The organism is Luteimonas sp. AC640a (genome assembly GCF_979256585.1).
Genome location: NZ_CEEDOV010000007.1, coordinates 832,168 through 847,977 on the forward strand (window position 1 = coordinate 832,168; position 15,810 = coordinate 847,977).

A 15,810-nucleotide genomic window follows, 5' to 3' on the forward strand; every position below is an offset into this window, starting at 1 on the left:
CACGGGATCGGGCGGCCGCGCTGGGCCGCCGCTATGAAAACACGAATCAGGACTCGCGCGACGTGCTCAGCACCGCCAGGAACGCTTCCTGCGGGATCTCCACGCGACCGACCTGCTTCATGCGCTTCTTGCCTTCTTTCTGCTTTTCCAGAAGCTTCTTCTTGCGCGAGATGTCGCCGCCGTAGCACTTGGCCAGCACGTTCTTGCGCAGCGCCTTGACCGTCGTGCGGGCGATGACCTGCGCGCCGATCGCAGCCTGGATCGCCACGTCGAACTGCTGGCGCGGAATCAGCTCCTTCATCTTCTCGGTCAGCTCGCGACCACGGCGATCGGCGTGGCTGCGATGCACGATCAGCGACAGCGCATCGACCTTGTCACCGTTGATCAGCGTGTCCACGCGCACGAATGGGCCGGCGTCAAAACGCACGAAGTGATAGTCCAGCGAGGCGTAACCGCGGCTGGCGGACTTCAGCTTGTCGAAGAAGTCGAGCACCACTTCCGCCATCGGCAGCTCGTAGCTGATCTGCACCTGGCTGGCGAGATACTGGATCCCGACCTGCGCGCCGCGCTTGTCTTCGCACAGTTTGATGATCGCGCCGATGTAAGCCTCGGGCGTGAGGATATTGGCGCGAATGATGGGCTCGCGCACTTCCTGGATCAGATTCGCCGGCGGCAGCTTGGCCGGATTGTCGAGCGGCATCACCTCGCCGTCCGTCTTGAGGATCTCGTAGATCACCGTCGGCGCGGTGCTGATCAGGTCGAGGTTGTACTCGCGTTCCAGACGCTCCTGCACGATTTCCATGTGCAGCATGCCGAGAAAGCCGCAGCGGAAACCGAAGCCCATGGCTTCCGAGCTTTCCGGCTCGAAGCGCAGCGCGGCATCGTTGAGGCGCAGCTTGTCGAGCGCTTCGCGCAGGTCCGGGTAGTCCTCGGCGTTGATCGGAAACAGACCCGCGAACACGCGCGGCTGCATCTCCTGGAAGCCGGCCAGCGGCTTTTCGGCGGGCTTCGCGGCCAGGGTCAGCGTGTCGCCGACCGGCGCGCCATGCACATCCTTGATCGACGCGGTGATCCAGCCCACTTCGCCCGCGCGCAGCGCCGGCAGTTCCTTGCGCTTGGGCGTGAACACACCGACCTTGTCGACGTCGTGCGTGCGCCCGGTCGACATCACCAGGATCTTGGTCTTGGGCGTGATCTCGCCCTGCATCACGCGTACCAGCGACACCACGCCCAGATAATTGTCGAACCAGGAGTCGATGATCAGCGCCTGCAGACGATCGGTGTCGCGCGGCTTCGGCGGCGGGATGCGATGCACGATCGCCTCGAGCACCTCTTCCACGTTGAGACCCGTCTTGGCGCTCACCGCGACCGCGTCTTCGGCATCGATGCCGATCACCGCTTCGATCTCGGCCTTGGCCTTTTCGATATCGGCCGTCGGCAGATCGATCTTGTTGAGCACCGGAATCACTTCCAGACCCTGCTCGATCGCCGTGTAGCAGTTGGCGACCGACTGCGCTTCCACGCCCTGCGCTGCATCGACGACCAGCAGCGCGCCTTCGCACGCGGCCAGCGAACGGCTGACCTCGTAGGAGAAGTCGACGTGGCCGGGGGTGTCGATGAAGTTCAGATGGTAGATCTGACCGTCGCGCGCCTTGTACGGCAGCGAGACCGACTGCGCCTTGATCGTGATGCCGCGCTCGCGTTCGATCGGATTCGAGTCGAGCACCTGCGCCTCCATCTCGCGCGCCTGGAGGCCGCCGCAGAGCTGGATGATGCGATCGGCGAGCGTCGACTTGCCGTGGTCGACGTGGGCGATGATGGAGAAGTTGCGGATGTTCCGCATCGGATCGTGGGTCATTGGGCGGCGGCCGGGCCGTCGTCGAAAAGGTAACGGGCGATTATCGCACAGCGCCCGCGTCGCACGCGGCCGGCGAATTGGGCCGGGTACGCCGTTCACAGCACGTGCCGACGCGCATACGAAAACGGCCCGCGAATGCGCGGGCCGTCGGCGTTGCACCATGGCGCGTCCGATCAGCGCTCGGCGGTCTCCGACACCGTCACCGCGCGGTACTGGGTGGCGCCGCCGCGTCCGCGGACCAGCAGCATCACCGTATCGCCCGGCTGGACGCTCTGCAGTGCCCGGTCGAGCGCCGCCGCACTGCCCACCGGCGTGCGACCGACGCGCAGGATCACGTCGCCCTGCGCAATGCCGGCATTCGCCGCCGCGCCACGGCCGGCACTGGCCACGAGCACGCCCTCGTCGCCGGTGAGGCCGAACTGGCGACGCTGGGCGGCGTCGAGATCGCGGCCGGTGAAGCCGAGCGGATTTCCACCCGACTGCGTCTGGGAGCCAGCGCTTGGCGCCTGACCCGCACTCGAACCTGCCGTCGCGCTCTCATCAAGTTGGCTGAGCGTCAAATCCACATCACGCGTGCGACCTTCCCGGAACACCGACAGCTTCACCCGTGTGCCCGGCGCCTTGTTGCCGATCAACGGAGGCAGATCGCTCGACGTGTTGATGCGGGTACCGTCGACCGAAAGGATCACGTCCAGCGGTTCGATACCGGCCCGCTCCGCCGGGCTGCCCGGCTGCACGCTGTTGACCAACGCGCCACGCGTATCAGTGAGGCCGACAGCCGATGCCTTGTCGGCGGTCAGCATTTCGACGATGACGCCGACCTGACCACGCTGCACCGAACCGGTTTTCTTGATCTGCTCCGCCACGTTGGCGGCGATGTCGATCGGAATCGCGAAACTCACGCCCATGTAGCCGCCGGAGTTGCTGAAGATCTGCGAGTTGATACCGATCACCTCGCCCGCCACGTTGAGCAGCGGACCGCCCGAGTTGCCCTGATTGATCGGCACGTCGGTCTGGATGAACGGCACGTAGCGCTGGTCGGCGTACTGGTTGGAGCGCGCCACGGCGCTGACAATGCCTGCAGTGACCGACTGCTCGAAGCCGAACGGCGAACCAATTGCGACCGCCCACTGTCCCGGCTTGACACTTGCACCGTTACCGAAGCGCAGCGTCGGCAAACCGGTCGCGTCGATCTTGAGCACCGCGACGTCCGATTCGGCATCGCTGCCGACGACCTTGGCGGTGAACTCGCGCCGGTCCGACAGCCGCACCTTGACCTCTTCCGCGCCGTCGACGACGTGATGGTTGGTCAGCAGATAGCCATCGGCCGAAATGATGAAACCGGTGCCCATCGAAGTGCCGCGCGGCGCGCTGCCGCCACGACCGGGACCGCCCGGACCGCCCGGCATTTCGAAACCGGGGCCGAAGAAGCGGCGGAATATCTCGGGGATCTGCGCGTCGTCGGGCATCTGCTGGCCACGCGTTTGCCGCGCGCCGATCGTCGATTCGATGCTGACCACGGCCGGCGCCACACGCTCGACCAGACGGGTGAAATCGGGCAGACCCGAGACCAGCGGCGCTTCTGGGGTCGACGACACGCTGGCCGCGGCATCGGCCGGCGTCTGCGCGCCGGATTGGGCGGTGGCGTTGGGCAGCAGGAAGGCGGTGGTGCCGGCCGAAAGCACGGCGACGAGCGACACCGCGAGCATGGATTTCTTCATCGAGGACATGACGGACTCTGAGGGGGATATGCGATGCGAAACGGGGCAGCGACCACGTCGTCGACGCGCAGGGCGTCAGAAGGCGTGCCGATACGACTCAGGGCACCGCGCGCAGCTGCGGGCGCGCGGCATCGGCGGGATCGACCGGGAAGCTCGGCAGCACATTGCTGCCCGACGCCTGCGGCGCATCCCAGGACGGCGCGGCGAACGCATCGCCATAGCGCACCGAGAAGCTGCTGTTGGCCGACAGCGATGAGGCCTTCGGCCACGGCCGCGACACGGCAGGCGCTTCCGGCAGGCCGGTCGCAATCGCCGATGTGGACGCCAGCGCACGCGGCGGGACGGCATTGGACACCGCAAACCGCGGCGGCGCCGCGGACGCGACCATGCGCGACGCCGATGCCTGACGCGTCTGCGTGTTGCGGAGTGCGGCGCGCTGCGACTGGCCGCGCGAGGCGCGATCGCCGTTGCCGCGACGCGGCACTTCAGCTACTGCCAGTGCGGCGGCGCCGGCGACCGCAGCGGTGGCTTCGAGAGGAGACGCCGCCACGAGCGCGGTCGCATCAGCGGTGGCGTCATGAGCGCTGGGAATCGCCGGCGCGACGGGCGCGGCGTCGGCGACCATCGGCAGCACGTCGTCCGCATCGTCAAAGAAAGCGCCCGGACGGCCGACGAACAGCGCCACCAGTGCGACCGATGCCGCCAGCGCGGCACCCCCGCCCCAACGCAGCAGACGCGGACGCTTCGCCGACGCAACCGGCGCGATCACCACATCGCCTGCAGCGATACCGCGCGCGACGCGATCGGCGAAATCGGGCGGCAACAGCGAGACCTGGCGGCCCCGCAGCACGTCACCGCAGACCTGCCAGCGCTCGAAGCAACCGGAGAGTTCGGCGTCGTGTTCGAGGCGGCGGCGCAGGAAGCGCGCCTGGTCCTGAGACAGCTCGCCATCGAGCATCGTCGACAGCTGCTGACGGTGGAACCGCTCCAGCTTGTCGGGATCGGGGCCGATCTGCAGGGTATCGATGTCGTCGGCAGTGTTCATCGGGTCACGCGCTCCACTTGTGTTTCGTTGTCCATCAAAGGCCGCAGTTCGCGATCGATCGCTTCGCGCGCCCGAAAGATCCGGGAGCGGACGGTGCCGATCGGGCAGCCCATCCGTTCGGCGATCTCGTCGTAGCTCAGACCGTCCACTTCGCGCAGGTTGATCGCGACCCGGAGTTCCTCGGGCAATGCTTCGACCGCGCGCATCACCGTTTGTTCCAGCTGCTGGCGCATCAGTTCACGCTCGGGCGTATCGCTGTCGCGCAAACGGATGCCGCTGTCGAAATGCTCGGCGTCCTCGATGTCGATGTCATCCGTCGGCGGCCGGCGGTTGTGCGCCACCAGATGGTTCTTCGCGGTATTGACCGCGATCCGGTGCAGCCAGGTATAGAACTGCGCATCGCCGCGGAAGTTCCCCAACGCGCGATACGCGCGGATGAAGGTTTCCTGGGCGACGTCCTGCACTTCACTCCAGTCGGACACGTAGCGCCCAATCAAAGCCGCAATCCGATGCTGGTGCTTGCGCACCAACAGGTCGAACGCCGCGGTGTCGCCCGCCTGCACCCGCTTGATCAGTTCCTCGTCCAGTTGAATCCGCTCCTGGCTGTGGTGTTCCTCGATCATCGGGCCGGATCTCCTTGGGACACCCGGCCTGGCTCGGGTCATTAGGACAGGGCGCTGCGCGAAAAGTTCCGTCACAGTCGGTGTGGCATCGTCGCCACGTCACCGTGCTGCATGTCTTGGGGCGGCGCGGGCGCCCTGCAAGCCGCGAAGGCGCCCTCGTTCGACCCATCAGCCGGTGAACCGATTCAAACGCTGCTTTCAAGCGCCGATTTGACGACGCTCAAGCAACCTCGGGATCATAGGCCGATCCCCCATACCTTCAAGAATGGTGCCGTATGTTTGCAGGCCTCGACGGGCTTCGCTTCAGTCATTGGCAAGCCGAGCCGCGCGAAGACGGCGTGCTGGTGCTGTCCTTCGACCGCGCCAACGAATCGGTCAACACGTTTGCGCAGGACGTGCTGATTGAGCTCGACGCCCTGCTCGAGCGCCTCGCGCTCGATCCGCCGAAGGCGCTGGTGATCCGCTCGGCGAAAGCCAAGGGCTTCATCGCCGGTGCCGATATCCGCGAATTCCAGGCGTTTGATGCCAAGGGCACGATCGGCGATTCGATCCGCCGCGGCCAGATGACGTTCCAGCGGCTGGCGGAACTGCGCTGCCCGACGGTCGCCGCGATCCACGGCTTCTGCATGGGAGGCGGCACCGAGATCTCGCTGGCCTGCGACTACCGTGTCGCCAGCGATGATCCGTCGACGAAGATCGGCCTGCCCGAGGTCAAGCTAGGCATCTATCCGGGCTGGGGCGGCAGCGTGCGCCTGCCGCGACTGGTCGGGGCACCGGCCGCGTTCGACATGATGCTGACCGGTCGCGCGCTGTCGGCGAGGGCCGCGCGCGGCATCGGTCTGGTCGACAAGGTGGTCGAGCCTGCACTGCTCGTCGATGCCGCCATCGCACTCGCGCTCAAGGGCGCGCCGCGTCCGTTCAAGCAGCGCTTCATGGGCTGGGCGACCAATCTCTGGCCGGTCCGCCAGGCGCTGGCGCCGGTGCTGGTCAAGCAGGTCGCGCGCAAGGCGAAGAAGCAGCACTACCCTGCCCCGTACGCCATGATCGAGACCTGGCGCCGAGCGTCGGGGGATACGCGTGGCCTGCTGGACGCGGAGCGCAAATCGGTGGTCAAGCTCGCCGGCACACCGACGGCGCGCAACCTCACCCGCGTGTTCTTCCTGATGGAGCGCCTCAAGGGCCTCGGCGGCAAGGCCGCGAGCGGCCAAGCGCCGATCCGGCGCGTGCACGTGGTCGGCGCTGGCGTCATGGGTGGCGACATCGCCGCGTGGTCGGCATACAAGGGCTTCGATGTCACGCTGCAGGACCGCGAGCAGCAATTCATCGACAAGGCGCAGGCACGCGCCGCGACGCTATTCGAGAAGAAGGTCAAGGATCCCGCCAAGCGCCCCGAAGTCGCCGCGCGCTTGCGCTCCGATCTCGCCGGCGACGGCATTGCCGATGCCGATCTGGTGATCGAGGCGATCATCGAGAATGCCGAGGCCAAGCGCAGCCTGTATGCCGATGTCGAACCGCGTTTGCCGGCCGATGCGCTGCTGACGACGAACACCTCGTCGATTCCGCTCGACGAACTGCGCAGCGGCGTGCAGCGTCCGGGCCAGTTCGCCGGCCTGCATTACTTCAATCCGGTCGCCTCAATGCCGCTGGTCGAGATCGTCCACCACGACGGTGTCGACGAGGGCACCGCGCAGCGGTTGGCCGCGTTCTGCAAGGCCATCGACAAGCTGCCCGTGCCTGTCGCCGGCACGCCGGGTTTCCTGGTCAACCGTCTGCTGTTTCCGTACATGCTCGAAGCCGCGAGCGCCTACGCCGAAGGCATTCCGGGCAAGGCGATCGACAAGGCCGCGGTCGACTTCGGCATGCCGATGGGACCGATCGAGCTGATCGACACCGTGGGTCTGGATGTCGCCTCCGGCGTCGGCCAGGAACTCGCACCGTTCCTCGGCCTGCGCATTCCCGCCTCTCTGGCCACGCCGCCCGAACCGGGCCAGCGCGGCAAGAAGGACGGCCAGGGTCTCTACAGCTGGGTCGAAGGCAAAGCGCAGAAGCCGGAGCTGCCGAAGGATTACAAGGCGCCGGAGGATCTGCAGGACCGTCTGATCCTGCCGCTGCTCAACGAGGCCGTCGCTGCGCTGCATGACGGCGTGGTCGCCGACGCGGATCTGCTCGATGCGGGCGTCATCTTCGGCACCGGCTTCGCGCCGTTCCGCGGTGGTCCGATCCAGTACATCCGCGAGACCGGCGCCGACGTCATCGTCGAACGCCTGCGCACCTTGCAGGCACGCCACGGCGACCGCTTCGCACCGCGTCCGGGCTGGGACAATCCGGCGCTGCAGCCGGTGCCGCGGACGGCCTGATGCATCCCGCAGGCGCGACGGAAGTCGCGCCTGTGTGCGGGTAGATCGTCTGCAGGGATGCGCTTATGCGTTCGCGTCGTTGGCTACGCAGCGTCTGAAGAATCCCGCCTGCTGCGCGTCAGGTTTCGTAGCGTTCGCGCGTTTCAGCGGCGATCCGCCTAAGAAAAAAGCTCAGCCCGAGTGCCGAGTCGCCAAGCCCGCGGCGCGCGATTCCAGCGCGGCGATCAGCGCGCTGCGCTCCGACGCCGTCAGGTCGAGCATCTCGAACGCGTCCCCGAAGAACAGGCCGTCGAATGCGAGCGTGACCAGCAGCGCTTCGACGAAATCCGGTCCCAGTTCGCGCAGGCGCGCCGCATGCTTGGCCGCGTACTCCCGCGGCGAATCCATCAGGTCGGGCGTATTGACCGCCGCCGCGATGAAGGACTGCGTCGCCTTCGGGCCGTGCAGCCGCTTGGCCTCCAGCCCCTGCCGCTGGGCGTGCACGAAGGCCTGCAGATAGCCGCCCGGATTGGGCGGGAACATCGTCTCGGCCATCTCCAGATCGCGATGGTGCTGGTCCATGTGGTGCTCGACCACACCCTTGAGCAGCAGGTCCTTGCTCGCGAAGTGGTACAGCAGGCCGCCCTTGCTGACGCCCGCCTCCGCTGCTACCGCGTCGAGGGTCAGGTGCGCGGCACCGACGCGATCGGACACGGCGAGCGCCGCATCGAGAATGCGTGCGCGGGCGTCGCTGCGGGGCTTGCGGGTGGTCATGGGCACGCGTCTTGACGAAGGAGCGGAGATTCTAGACTATACCGTCCAGCCGGTTTAGTTGACCCGAAGGATTCCCGCATGCATGCCCTCCCGAATCCGTCGAGACACGCGCCGCCGCGGGTGCAGCCGGCCGCTCCGGATGCGTACGCGGCGATGGGCTGGATCGAGGAATTCACCGAGCTCGCGCGCCTGGCGATTGATGAAGAGGACGACGAACTCTTGCGTCGCGGTTACGAAGACGAACTGCTGCGACGCGCCGTGTATCTGCGCGCAGCGGGTCTGTTCGATGTCATGGACATCCGGCATCCCGCCTTGCGCGCGATGCTCGACGACGCACGCTGAGCACATCGGTCGCGACAGGTCGCCCGCGCGATGCGGGCGACGGACTCACATCGTGTGGGTCGACTTCTCGGATTGCAGCGTACCGGCGAGCAATGTCTCGATCCGGTTCTTGACCGCCTCGCCTTCCGGCGTATCGGCGAACTGCACGCCCACACCCGCCGTGCGGTTGCCCTGCGCGCCGGCTGGCGTCACCCAAACCACCTTGCCGGCCGTCGGCAGGCGATCGCTGGACTCGGGCAGCGTCAGCAGCAGGAAGACCTCGTCGCCGAGGAAGTAGCGCTTCGGCGTCGGCACGAAGATGCCGCCGTGCTTGAGATACGACATGTACGCGTTGTACAGCGCGGCCTTGTCCTTGACGGCGAGCGACAGGATGCCCTGACGTGCCCCAGCAGCGGTTGCGCTCATGGATCGGTTTCCAGCGAAGAAGTCAGTTGCGGGCGACGGTGCCACGCCAGGCCAGCAGCAGCTCGGCAATGGCGAGATCGGCGCGTACTGTGGCTCTCAGAAGATCACGCGTGCGGTTGGCAGCGTCGAACCACGCGGCCAGCTTCCCGATTCCCGTGACATCGGTCAAGCCGGATGCGCGCGCGAGCGCGAGATCGGCGGCGTGCGCAACGCGTTCGGCCGCATCGTCGCCATTGGCCCAGCGCTGCGCGGTGGCGACGACCGGCAGATCGCCCTTCGCCACACCGGCGAGATCCTTGGCGACCTCGCGACGCAACGCCATGCCGCCACCGTCGAGCCATTCGGCGGCGAGGCCGGGATGACCGCGCGCGGCGTCCAGCGCTTCGACCGCGTCGGTCTCGCGATGGCCACGCCCTGCGAGCCAGGCCAGCGCTTCCTCGCGCGGCGGCAGGCGGAACTCGATGCGCTGGCAGCGGCTGCGGATCGTTGCCGGCAAGCGCAGCGGATTGGCCGCGACCAGCCACAGGTGACGCCCCGGCTGCGGTTCTTCCAGCGTCTTGAGCAATGCATTGCAGGCGGACGTGTTGACCGAGTCGGCCGGATCGACGATCGCGACCTGCGCGCTGCCGTACTGCGGCGTCAGCGACAGTTTGGCCGACAGCTCGCGGATCTGGTCGATGACGATCTCGGTGCGCAGCTTGGTGCCGTCCTTGGTCGGCACGAACGAGACGCTGTGGAAATCGGGATGCGTGCCGGCCGCAAGCAGTTGCGCGCTGCGGACTTCGCGATCGAGGCCGAGCACGTGCGCGGCCAGTGCATCGGCGACCGCGCGCTTGCCGAGGCGCGCCGGTCCGCATAACAGCAGCGCATGGCCGAGCCGACCGCTGTCAAGCGCGCTGCGCACCTGGTCATGGATGCGCGCCTGCCACGGCGCGAATGCGGGTTGCGCGCTCATGCCGCAGCCCGCGCCGCATGCAGCGCGTGCACCGCGTCGGCGGCGACGACATCGGCGCTACGCGTCGCATCGATGATGCGGATGCGTTGCGGCTCGGCCTGCGCGCGCGCCAGAAATGCGCTGCGCACGCGTTCGAAGAATGCATCCTGTTCGGCCTCGATACGATCGGGAAACGCATCGCGTCCACGCGCGCGTTCGCGCCCCTGGGCCACGCCGAGATCGAGCAGCAACGTGATCGCAGGTGCGATACCGACGTGCACGGTTTCGAGCGCGGCGATGCGCGCCGGATCGATACCGCGCCCGCCGCCCTGGTAGGCGTAGCTGGAATCGGTGAAGCGGTCGCTGATCACCCAGGCGCCGCGTTCGAGCGCGGGCAGGATCGTCTCTTGCACATGCTGGGTACGCGCGGCAAACATCAGCAGCAGCTCGGTGTCCGGGCGTGCGGGTTCGTGGCCGGGATCGAGCAACAGCCCGCGGATCAGCTCCGCCAGCGGCGTGCCGCCGGGCTCGCGCGTGCACACCACCTCATCGCCGTCTGCCGCCAGCGCATCGCGCAGGGCGCGCAGCACCGTGGTCTTGCCGGCGCCCTCGCCGCCTTCGATGGTCACGAAGCGCGGAAACGTACGGAGTGCGCTCACTCGTCGCCTTCCGCTGCGCCGGTGGCGGCTTCGACTTCCACTTCGTTCGGCGGCGCGGCTTCACCGCCCGCGGCCGCTTCCGCCGCGTTGCCGCTGCTGGCGTCGCCGGTGCCGAACTTCGAACGGTAGCGGCGCACGTACTCGCGTACCGCGACGTTGTGCGCCGCGTAGGTCGGCGAGAACACATGACGGCCGCTGCCGTCGCCGACTGCGACGAAATACAGCGCATCGCCGTCTTCGGGATGCGTGGCGGCCTGGATCGCGGCGGCACCGGCCATCGCGATCGGCGTCGGCGGTAGGCCGTCGCGGGTGTAGGTGTTGTAGGGCGTGTCGGTCTGCAGATCGCTGCGGCGGATGTTGCCGTCGTAGGCCATCCCCATGCCGTAGATCACGGTGGGATCGGTCTGCATTCGCATGCCGACCTTCAGGCGACGATTGAACACCCCCGAGATTGCAGGGCGCTCTTCGGCGATGCCGGTTTCCTTCTCGATGATCGAGGCCAGTACCAGCACCTGCTCACGGTCCTGCAGTTCCAGACCGTCCGCGCGCGATTCCCAGGCGCGATCGACCGCGAGTTCCAGCGCGGTGTTCGCGCGGCGCAACAGGTCCACGTCGCTGTCGCCGGTGGTGTAGAGATAGGTCTCGGGCAGGAAGCGGCCTTCGGGATGCACGCCGGCCTTGCCGAGCGCCTCCATCAGCGCGGCGTCGTCGATGTCCTGCAGCGTCTGCACCAGCGGCGTCGCGCGACCGAGCGCGGCGCGCAGCTCGCGGATGTTCCAGCCTTCGACGATGGTGAAGCGGTGATGGATGACCTTGCCGTCGCGCATGCGTACCAGCAGATCACGCGGCGTGGTGGCCGGGTCGAGCGGATATTCGCCGACCTGTATCCGTGCATCGGCGCCCAGCTCGCGCGCCAGCAGGCGCCATTCGAGTTCGTGTCCCTCCACCGCGCCGGCCTCGCGCAGGCGACCGAGCACGCGCTGGAACGAATCGCCACGTGCGACCACCAGCGTGCCGTCGGACGACAGGCCGGCCAGCGGCGCATCCGCGAAGCGGCTGTAGCGCGCATGCAGGAACCAGGCGGTGAGAGCGGCCAGCAGCGCGACGATCACGAGCCCGCCCAGCAGGATCTTGCCGATGCGGCGACGGGGACGTGGCGGTGCGGATTCGGTCATGGGCGGCGTAGGCCGTCGATGCGGGAGGGGGGTGCAGGATACCGTGGCCGGCGGAAGACCATGCAAGGCATGGCCGGTGCGTGCGGCGTACACCGTCAGTGAGAGACACGGCACATCCATGCGGAGCACGCCATGCAGCAGACCCGGATCACCGGCTACCAGGTGATGTATTCGGCCAACCGTTACCCGCCGCGCATCTGGCTGCACGGCGACAGCGGCTCGATCGGCCAGTTGGTCTTCCACGCCAACGGCGAGGCGCTGCCCGATGACGCCATCCAGGCCACCGCGCCGTCACTGCATTACCACCTCGACGATTTCCACAACGCGCTCGACGTGCTGCGCAACGAGAGCCCGGTGTGGCTGCTGTATTCGGGCAGCGGCGGCGGTTACGAAAACGGCCTGCGGACCGACCCGGAAGGCGTCGGCCAAGGCGAACCGCGGCTGCGCGCGATGGCGCGGATCGACTGACGCCGTCTGCGCGCGGATCAGCCGGAGAAACCGAGCGCCCGCAGCGTGCCGCGGGCCTTGGCCCGTGTCTCTTCGAGTTCGCGGTCCGGATCGGAGTCGGCGACGATGCCCGCGCCGGTCCGGAAGCGTGCGACATCGCCTTCGACTTCCGCGCTGCGGATCAGGATATTGAGATCGAGATCGCCGTCGCGATTGAGCCAGCCCATCGCGCCGGTATAGGCGCCGCGGCCCTGCCCTTCGAGCTCGGCGATGATCTGCATGCAGCGCACCTTGGGACAGCCGGTGATCGTGCCGCCGGGGAACACCGCGGCGATCGTGCGGCCTGGCGTCGCGTCGGCGCGCAGGCGACCGCGGACGTTGCTGACGATGTGGTGCACGTGCGCGTAGCTCTCCACGCACATCAGTTCGTCGACTTCCACACTGCCGGGCACGCAGACGCGCCCCAGGTCATTGCGTTCGAGATCGACCAGCATCACGTGCTCGGCGCGTTCCTTCGGATGCCCGACGAGCTCCTGCACGCGCGCGACATCGTCGTCGCCGTCAAAGCGTGCGCGGGTGCCGGCGATCGGGCGCGTTTCCACCAGATCGCCGCGCACGGACACCAGCCGTTCCGGCGACGCACTCGCCACCGCCCAGCCGTCGCCCTGCAGCAGGCCGGCGAACGGCGCGGGATTGTGTTCGCGCAGGCGTGCGTACAGGTCGGCAGGAGCAAGCGCGCCATCGAAACGAGCCGCCCAGCCGCGCGACAGATTCGCCTGGAACACATCGCCGGCCGCGAGGTAGTCGAGCACCCGGCGCACGCCGTCGGTGAAACGCGCAGGCGCGTCTTCATCGAGCGTTTCCGGCGGATGCCACGACGGCGGGGACGCGACCGTGGCGCCTGCAGCCGCGACGAGCTCGGCGAGCAACGCATCGGCGCCGGCCTCGGCAACGGCGATGCATTCGCCGGTCGCGTGATCCCGCAATACCGCAGCCGGGCAACGCCAGGCCACTGCGACCGGCAAGCTACCGACCGCGGCCGGCAGATCCAGCACCGGCTCGACCTGCCCCGCCAGTTCGTAACCCAGATACAGCGCCCAGCCGCCTCGGAATGGCCAGCGCGGTTCTTCGCGGGGCGTGCGCAGGCCGGACCACGCGGCATCCAGCGCAGCTAGGAAATCGCCATCGACGCTGGTGCCCGCCGAATCCCGGGTGACGCCATCGACATCCAGCTGCAGGCGCGTGCCATCCGTCGCCAGCAGCAGATCCCAGCGCGCATGCGCAGTGCCGTGCGCCACCGATTGCAGCAGTAGCGGGTGACGCGCGGGCGCCGCGCGTTGCAGCGCCAGCAGGTCGGTCTCGGCAGGCAGCGGACAGGTGATCAGCACGGCGACTTTTCCAGTGGGCCGCGGATGCGGCGGCAGCGATCAGGCGTCGAGTTCGGTCCAGCGCAGGTAGGCCGCATCGAGTGCGGTCTGCGTGTCCTGCAGCTGCTGCCCGTGCGCGGCGATGGCCTCGGCGTCGCGCTGGTAGAAGGCGGGCGTGTTCATCTCACCAGTCATGCGCGCGATATCGCCCTCAAGCTGCTCGATGCGCAGCGGCAGCTGTTCGAGTTCGCGCTGATCCTTGTAGCTGAGCTTGCGCTTGGCGACCGGGGCCGGCGTCAACGGCGCAGCCGTTGCCGCGGCGGTGACGGCGGCCTTCGGCGCGAGCGTCGTGCCCGGCAATGCAGCGCCCGGCTGCGGACGCTGGCGCAGCCAGTCCTCATAGCCGCCGATGTACTCGCCGACGCGGCCCTCGCCTTCCATCACCAGCGTCGAGGTCACCACGTTGTCGAGGAAGTCGCGGTCATGACTAACCAGCAGCAGCGTGCCGGGATAGTCGCCCAGCAGCTCTTCGAGCAGTTCCAGCGTCTCGACGTCGAGATCGTTGGTCGGTTCGTCCATCACCAGCAGGTTCGACGGTTGCGCGAACAGCTTGGCCAGCAGCAGACGGTTGCGCTCGCCGCCCGACAGCCGGGTGATCGGCGCGCGCGCACGTTCGGGGGTGAACAGAAAATCCTGCAGATAGCCGATCACGTGTTTGCGCGTGCCATTGATCTCGACGAAATCCTGGCCTTCGGCGACGTTCTCCAGCGCGTTCCAGTCCTCGCGCAATGTCGCGCGGTACTGGTCGAAGTAGGCGATCTGCAGCTGGGTGCCGGTCTTGACCTCGCCCGCCTGCGGCTGCAGTTCACCGAGCAGCAGTTTCAGCAGCGTGGTCTTGCCGGTGCCGTTGGCGCCGATCAGGCCGATGCGGTCGCCGCGGAAGATCGTCGTCGAGAAGTTCTCGATCAGCGTGCGTTCGCCGAACGAGAACGAGACGTCCTGCATCTCGACGACCTTCTTGCCCGACGCATTCGCTGACGCGGCGGCCATGCGGACGTTGCCCGTCAGGTCACGACGCTGACTGCGCTCCAGGCGCATCGCCTTGAGCCGCCGCACGCGACCTTCGTCGCGGACACGGCGCGCCTTGATGCCCTGACGGATCCAGACTTCCTCCTGCGCCAGCATCTTGTCGAAGCGCTGTTGCTCCTGGGCTTCGGCGTGCAGGCGCTCCTCGCGACGACGCACGTAGTTGTCCCAGTCGCCGGGCCAGCTGGTCAGCCCACCGCGCTCGATCTCGACGATCCGCGTGGCGAGTGCGCGCAGGAAGCGACGGTCATGGGTCACGAACACCAGCGCACCGGGCCACTGCTTGAGGAAGCCTTCGAGCCAGTCGATCGCGGCGATGTCGAGGTGGTTGGTCGGCTCGTCGAGCAGCAGGATGTCGGGGGCCGACACGACCGCGCGCGCCAGCAGCACGCGACGTTTCATGCCGCCCGAGAGCTTGGTGAACGCCGCATCGCCGTCGAGCTGCAGACGCTCCAGCACCTCGGTCACGCGCTGGTCGATCCGCCAGCCATCGAGCGCCTCGACCCGCGCCTGTACATCCGCGAGCGCGTCGTAATCCTCCGCGTGCAACAGGCGGTGGTATTCGGCCAGCGCCGCGCCGGCATCGCCAAGCCCGCCTGCGACGACGTCGTACACGCTGCCGTCTGCGCCCGCAGGCACTTCCTGCTCGAGCCGAGTGACGCGCACGCCCTGCTCGCGGCGGATCTCGCCGTCGTCGGGTTTGAGCTCGCCATCGATCAGGCGCATCAGGGTGGACTTGCCGGCGCCGTTGCGGCCGATCAGCGCGATGCGCTCACCGCGTTCGATCGAAAGCTCGACACCGTCCAGCAGCAAGGGTCCGCCGACGCTGTAGTCGACGTCATTCAAGGTCATCAAAGGCATCCCGCCATTCTAGCGGGTCGGCGTGGTTTGGATGCGGGTTCGGAGCCACGGCTGTGGACTTGCGCGGTGTTGCGCTTCAACTCGCGCGGTGTTTCGAGCCCCTCTCCCTTCGGGAGAGGGGTTGGGGTGAGGGCACGCGCAATTCGCCGACCGGAAAAAAGGCGGCCCCCTGAGAAA

14 protein-coding genes are annotated in these 15,810 nt (G+C 67.7%); 3 read left to right on the plus strand and 11 right to left on the minus strand.

The window, feature by feature from the left end; genetic code table 11:
- Nucleotides 1–46: 46 nt before the first annotated feature.
- From lepA to rpoE, 4 genes are all read right to left on the minus strand, one after another.
- Nucleotides 47–1,843: a translation elongation factor 4 gene (lepA, locus tag ACZ9YD_RS08015; protein ID WP_465074709.1), complete on the minus strand. Its 1,797-nt coding sequence runs from the start codon at nt 1,841–1,843 to the stop codon at nt 47–49.
- A 188-nt stretch (nt 1,844–2,031) separates the two neighbouring features.
- On the minus strand, nt 2,032–3,579 hold the full coding sequence (locus tag ACZ9YD_RS08020) for a Do family serine endopeptidase (RefSeq protein WP_465074710.1): 1,548 nt from the start codon (nt 3,577–3,579) through the stop codon (nt 2,032–2,034).
- Between the two features lie 97 nt (nt 3,580–3,676).
- Nucleotides 3,677–4,624, minus strand: coding sequence for a sigma-E factor negative regulatory protein (locus ACZ9YD_RS08025; protein WP_465074600.1), 948 nt, complete (start codon nt 4,622–4,624; stop codon nt 3,677–3,679).
- The gene (gene rpoE, locus ACZ9YD_RS08030) at nt 4,621–5,247 is read right to left on the minus strand and encodes an RNA polymerase sigma factor RpoE (protein ID WP_465074601.1); all 627 of its coding nucleotides are present in this window, start codon (nt 5,245–5,247) and stop codon (nt 4,621–4,623) included. The genes ACZ9YD_RS08025 and rpoE overlap by 4 nt, the downstream gene beginning before the upstream one ends.
- A 275-nt stretch (nt 5,248–5,522) precedes the next feature.
- Here rpoE and ACZ9YD_RS08035 point away from each other — a divergent pair, with 275 nt between their 5' ends.
- Entirely contained in the window at nt 5,523–7,604 is a 2,082-nt protein-coding gene (locus tag ACZ9YD_RS08035; protein ID WP_465074602.1) for a 3-hydroxyacyl-CoA dehydrogenase NAD-binding domain-containing protein, read from the plus strand.
- A 171-nt stretch (nt 7,605–7,775) separates the two neighbouring features.
- On the opposite strand, the gene ACZ9YD_RS08040 is transcribed toward ACZ9YD_RS08035, so the two are convergent.
- A complete protein-coding gene (locus ACZ9YD_RS08040) occupies nt 7,776–8,357 on the minus strand; it encodes a TetR/AcrR family transcriptional regulator (RefSeq protein ID WP_465074604.1) in 582 nt (193 codons plus the stop codon).
- 78 nt (nt 8,358–8,435) lie between these two features.
- Here ACZ9YD_RS08040 and ACZ9YD_RS08045 point away from each other — a divergent pair, with 78 nt between their 5' ends.
- Entirely contained in the window at nt 8,436–8,699 is a 264-nt protein-coding gene (locus ACZ9YD_RS08045) for a hypothetical protein (protein WP_465074605.1), read from the plus strand.
- A gap of 45 nt (nt 8,700–8,744) precedes the next feature.
- Here the strand turns inward: ACZ9YD_RS08045 and ACZ9YD_RS08050 are convergent, their stop codons facing one another.
- Genes ACZ9YD_RS08050 through mltG form a run of 4 tightly spaced genes read right to left on the minus strand, consistent with a single transcriptional unit; the run spans nt 8,745 to nt 11,872 of the window.
- Nucleotides 8,745–9,104, minus strand: a complete 360-nt coding sequence (locus ACZ9YD_RS08050; protein WP_232134856.1) for a PilZ domain-containing protein — start codon at nt 9,102–9,104, stop codon at nt 8,745–8,747.
- A gap of 22 nt (nt 9,105–9,126) precedes the next feature.
- Complete coding sequence (locus ACZ9YD_RS08055) at nt 9,127–10,059, minus strand: DNA polymerase III subunit delta' (protein ID WP_465074607.1); 933 nt, start codon at nt 10,057–10,059, stop codon at nt 9,127–9,129.
- Nucleotides 10,056–10,697: a dTMP kinase gene (gene tmk / locus ACZ9YD_RS08060; protein WP_465074608.1), complete on the minus strand. Its 642-nt coding sequence runs from the start codon at nt 10,695–10,697 to the stop codon at nt 10,056–10,058. Before tmk ends, ACZ9YD_RS08055 begins: the two co-directional genes overlap by 4 nt.
- Nucleotides 10,694–11,872 (minus strand): endolytic transglycosylase MltG, encoded by a 1,179-nt coding sequence (mltG, locus tag ACZ9YD_RS08065; RefSeq protein ID WP_465074609.1) that lies wholly within the window; start codon nt 11,870–11,872, stop codon nt 10,694–10,696. Before mltG ends, tmk begins: the two co-directional genes overlap by 4 nt.
- A gap of 132 nt (nt 11,873–12,004) precedes the next feature.
- Here mltG and ACZ9YD_RS08070 point away from each other — a divergent pair, with 132 nt between their 5' ends.
- Nucleotides 12,005–12,340: a hypothetical protein gene (locus ACZ9YD_RS08070; RefSeq protein ID WP_465074610.1), complete on the plus strand. Its 336-nt coding sequence runs from the start codon at nt 12,005–12,007 to the stop codon at nt 12,338–12,340.
- A gap of 17 nt (nt 12,341–12,357) precedes the next feature.
- On the opposite strand, the gene ACZ9YD_RS08075 is transcribed toward ACZ9YD_RS08070, so the two are convergent.
- Together ACZ9YD_RS08075 and ACZ9YD_RS08080 are read right to left on the minus strand one after the other, a co-directional pair.
- Nucleotides 12,358–13,707, minus strand: coding sequence for an aminodeoxychorismate synthase component I (locus ACZ9YD_RS08075; RefSeq protein ID WP_465074611.1), 1,350 nt, complete (start codon nt 13,705–13,707; stop codon nt 12,358–12,360).
- Nucleotides 13,708–13,746: 39 nt separating this feature from the next.
- Nucleotides 13,747–15,633 (minus strand): ATP-binding cassette domain-containing protein, encoded by a 1,887-nt coding sequence (locus ACZ9YD_RS08080; RefSeq protein ID WP_465074612.1) that lies wholly within the window; start codon nt 15,631–15,633, stop codon nt 13,747–13,749.
- Between the last annotated feature and the right edge of the window lie 177 nt (nt 15,634–15,810).

What these genes read in the sequence shown, in the direction of transcription:
- ACZ9YD_RS08025 (WP_465074600.1), bottom strand. Translation starts at nt 4,624, where the DNA reads ATGAACACTGCCGACGACATCGATACCCTGCAGATCGGCCCCGATCCC.
- ACZ9YD_RS08055 (WP_465074607.1), bottom strand. Translation starts at nt 10,059, where the DNA reads ATGAGCGCGCAACCCGCATTCGCGCCGTGGCAGGCGCGCATCCATGAC.
- rpoE (WP_465074601.1), bottom strand. Translation starts at nt 5,247, where the DNA reads ATGATCGAGGAACACCACAGCCAGGAGCGGATTCAACTGGACGAGGAA.
- mltG (WP_465074609.1), bottom strand. Translation starts at nt 11,872, where the DNA reads ATGACCGAATCCGCACCGCCACGTCCCCGTCGCCGCATCGGCAAGATC.
- ACZ9YD_RS08070 (WP_465074610.1), top strand. Translation starts at nt 12,005, where the DNA reads ATGCAGCAGACCCGGATCACCGGCTACCAGGTGATGTATTCGGCCAAC.
- ACZ9YD_RS08035 (WP_465074602.1), top strand. Translation starts at nt 5,523, where the DNA reads ATGTTTGCAGGCCTCGACGGGCTTCGCTTCAGTCATTGGCAAGCCGAG.
- ACZ9YD_RS08020 (WP_465074710.1), bottom strand. Translation starts at nt 3,579, where the DNA reads ATGAAGAAATCCATGCTCGCGGTGTCGCTCGTCGCCGTGCTTTCGGCC.
- ACZ9YD_RS08080 (WP_465074612.1), bottom strand. Translation starts at nt 15,633, where the DNA reads ATGCCTTTGATGACCTTGAATGACGTCGACTACAGCGTCGGCGGACCC.
- ACZ9YD_RS08045 (WP_465074605.1), top strand. Translation starts at nt 8,436, where the DNA reads ATGCATGCCCTCCCGAATCCGTCGAGACACGCGCCGCCGCGGGTGCAG.
- lepA (WP_465074709.1), bottom strand. Translation starts at nt 1,843, where the DNA reads ATGCGGAACATCCGCAACTTCTCCATCATCGCCCACGTCGACCACGGC.
- ACZ9YD_RS08050 (WP_232134856.1), bottom strand. Translation starts at nt 9,104, where the DNA reads ATGAGCGCAACCGCTGCTGGGGCACGTCAGGGCATCCTGTCGCTCGCC.
- ACZ9YD_RS08040 (WP_465074604.1), bottom strand. Translation starts at nt 8,357, where the DNA reads ATGACCACCCGCAAGCCCCGCAGCGACGCCCGCGCACGCATTCTCGAT.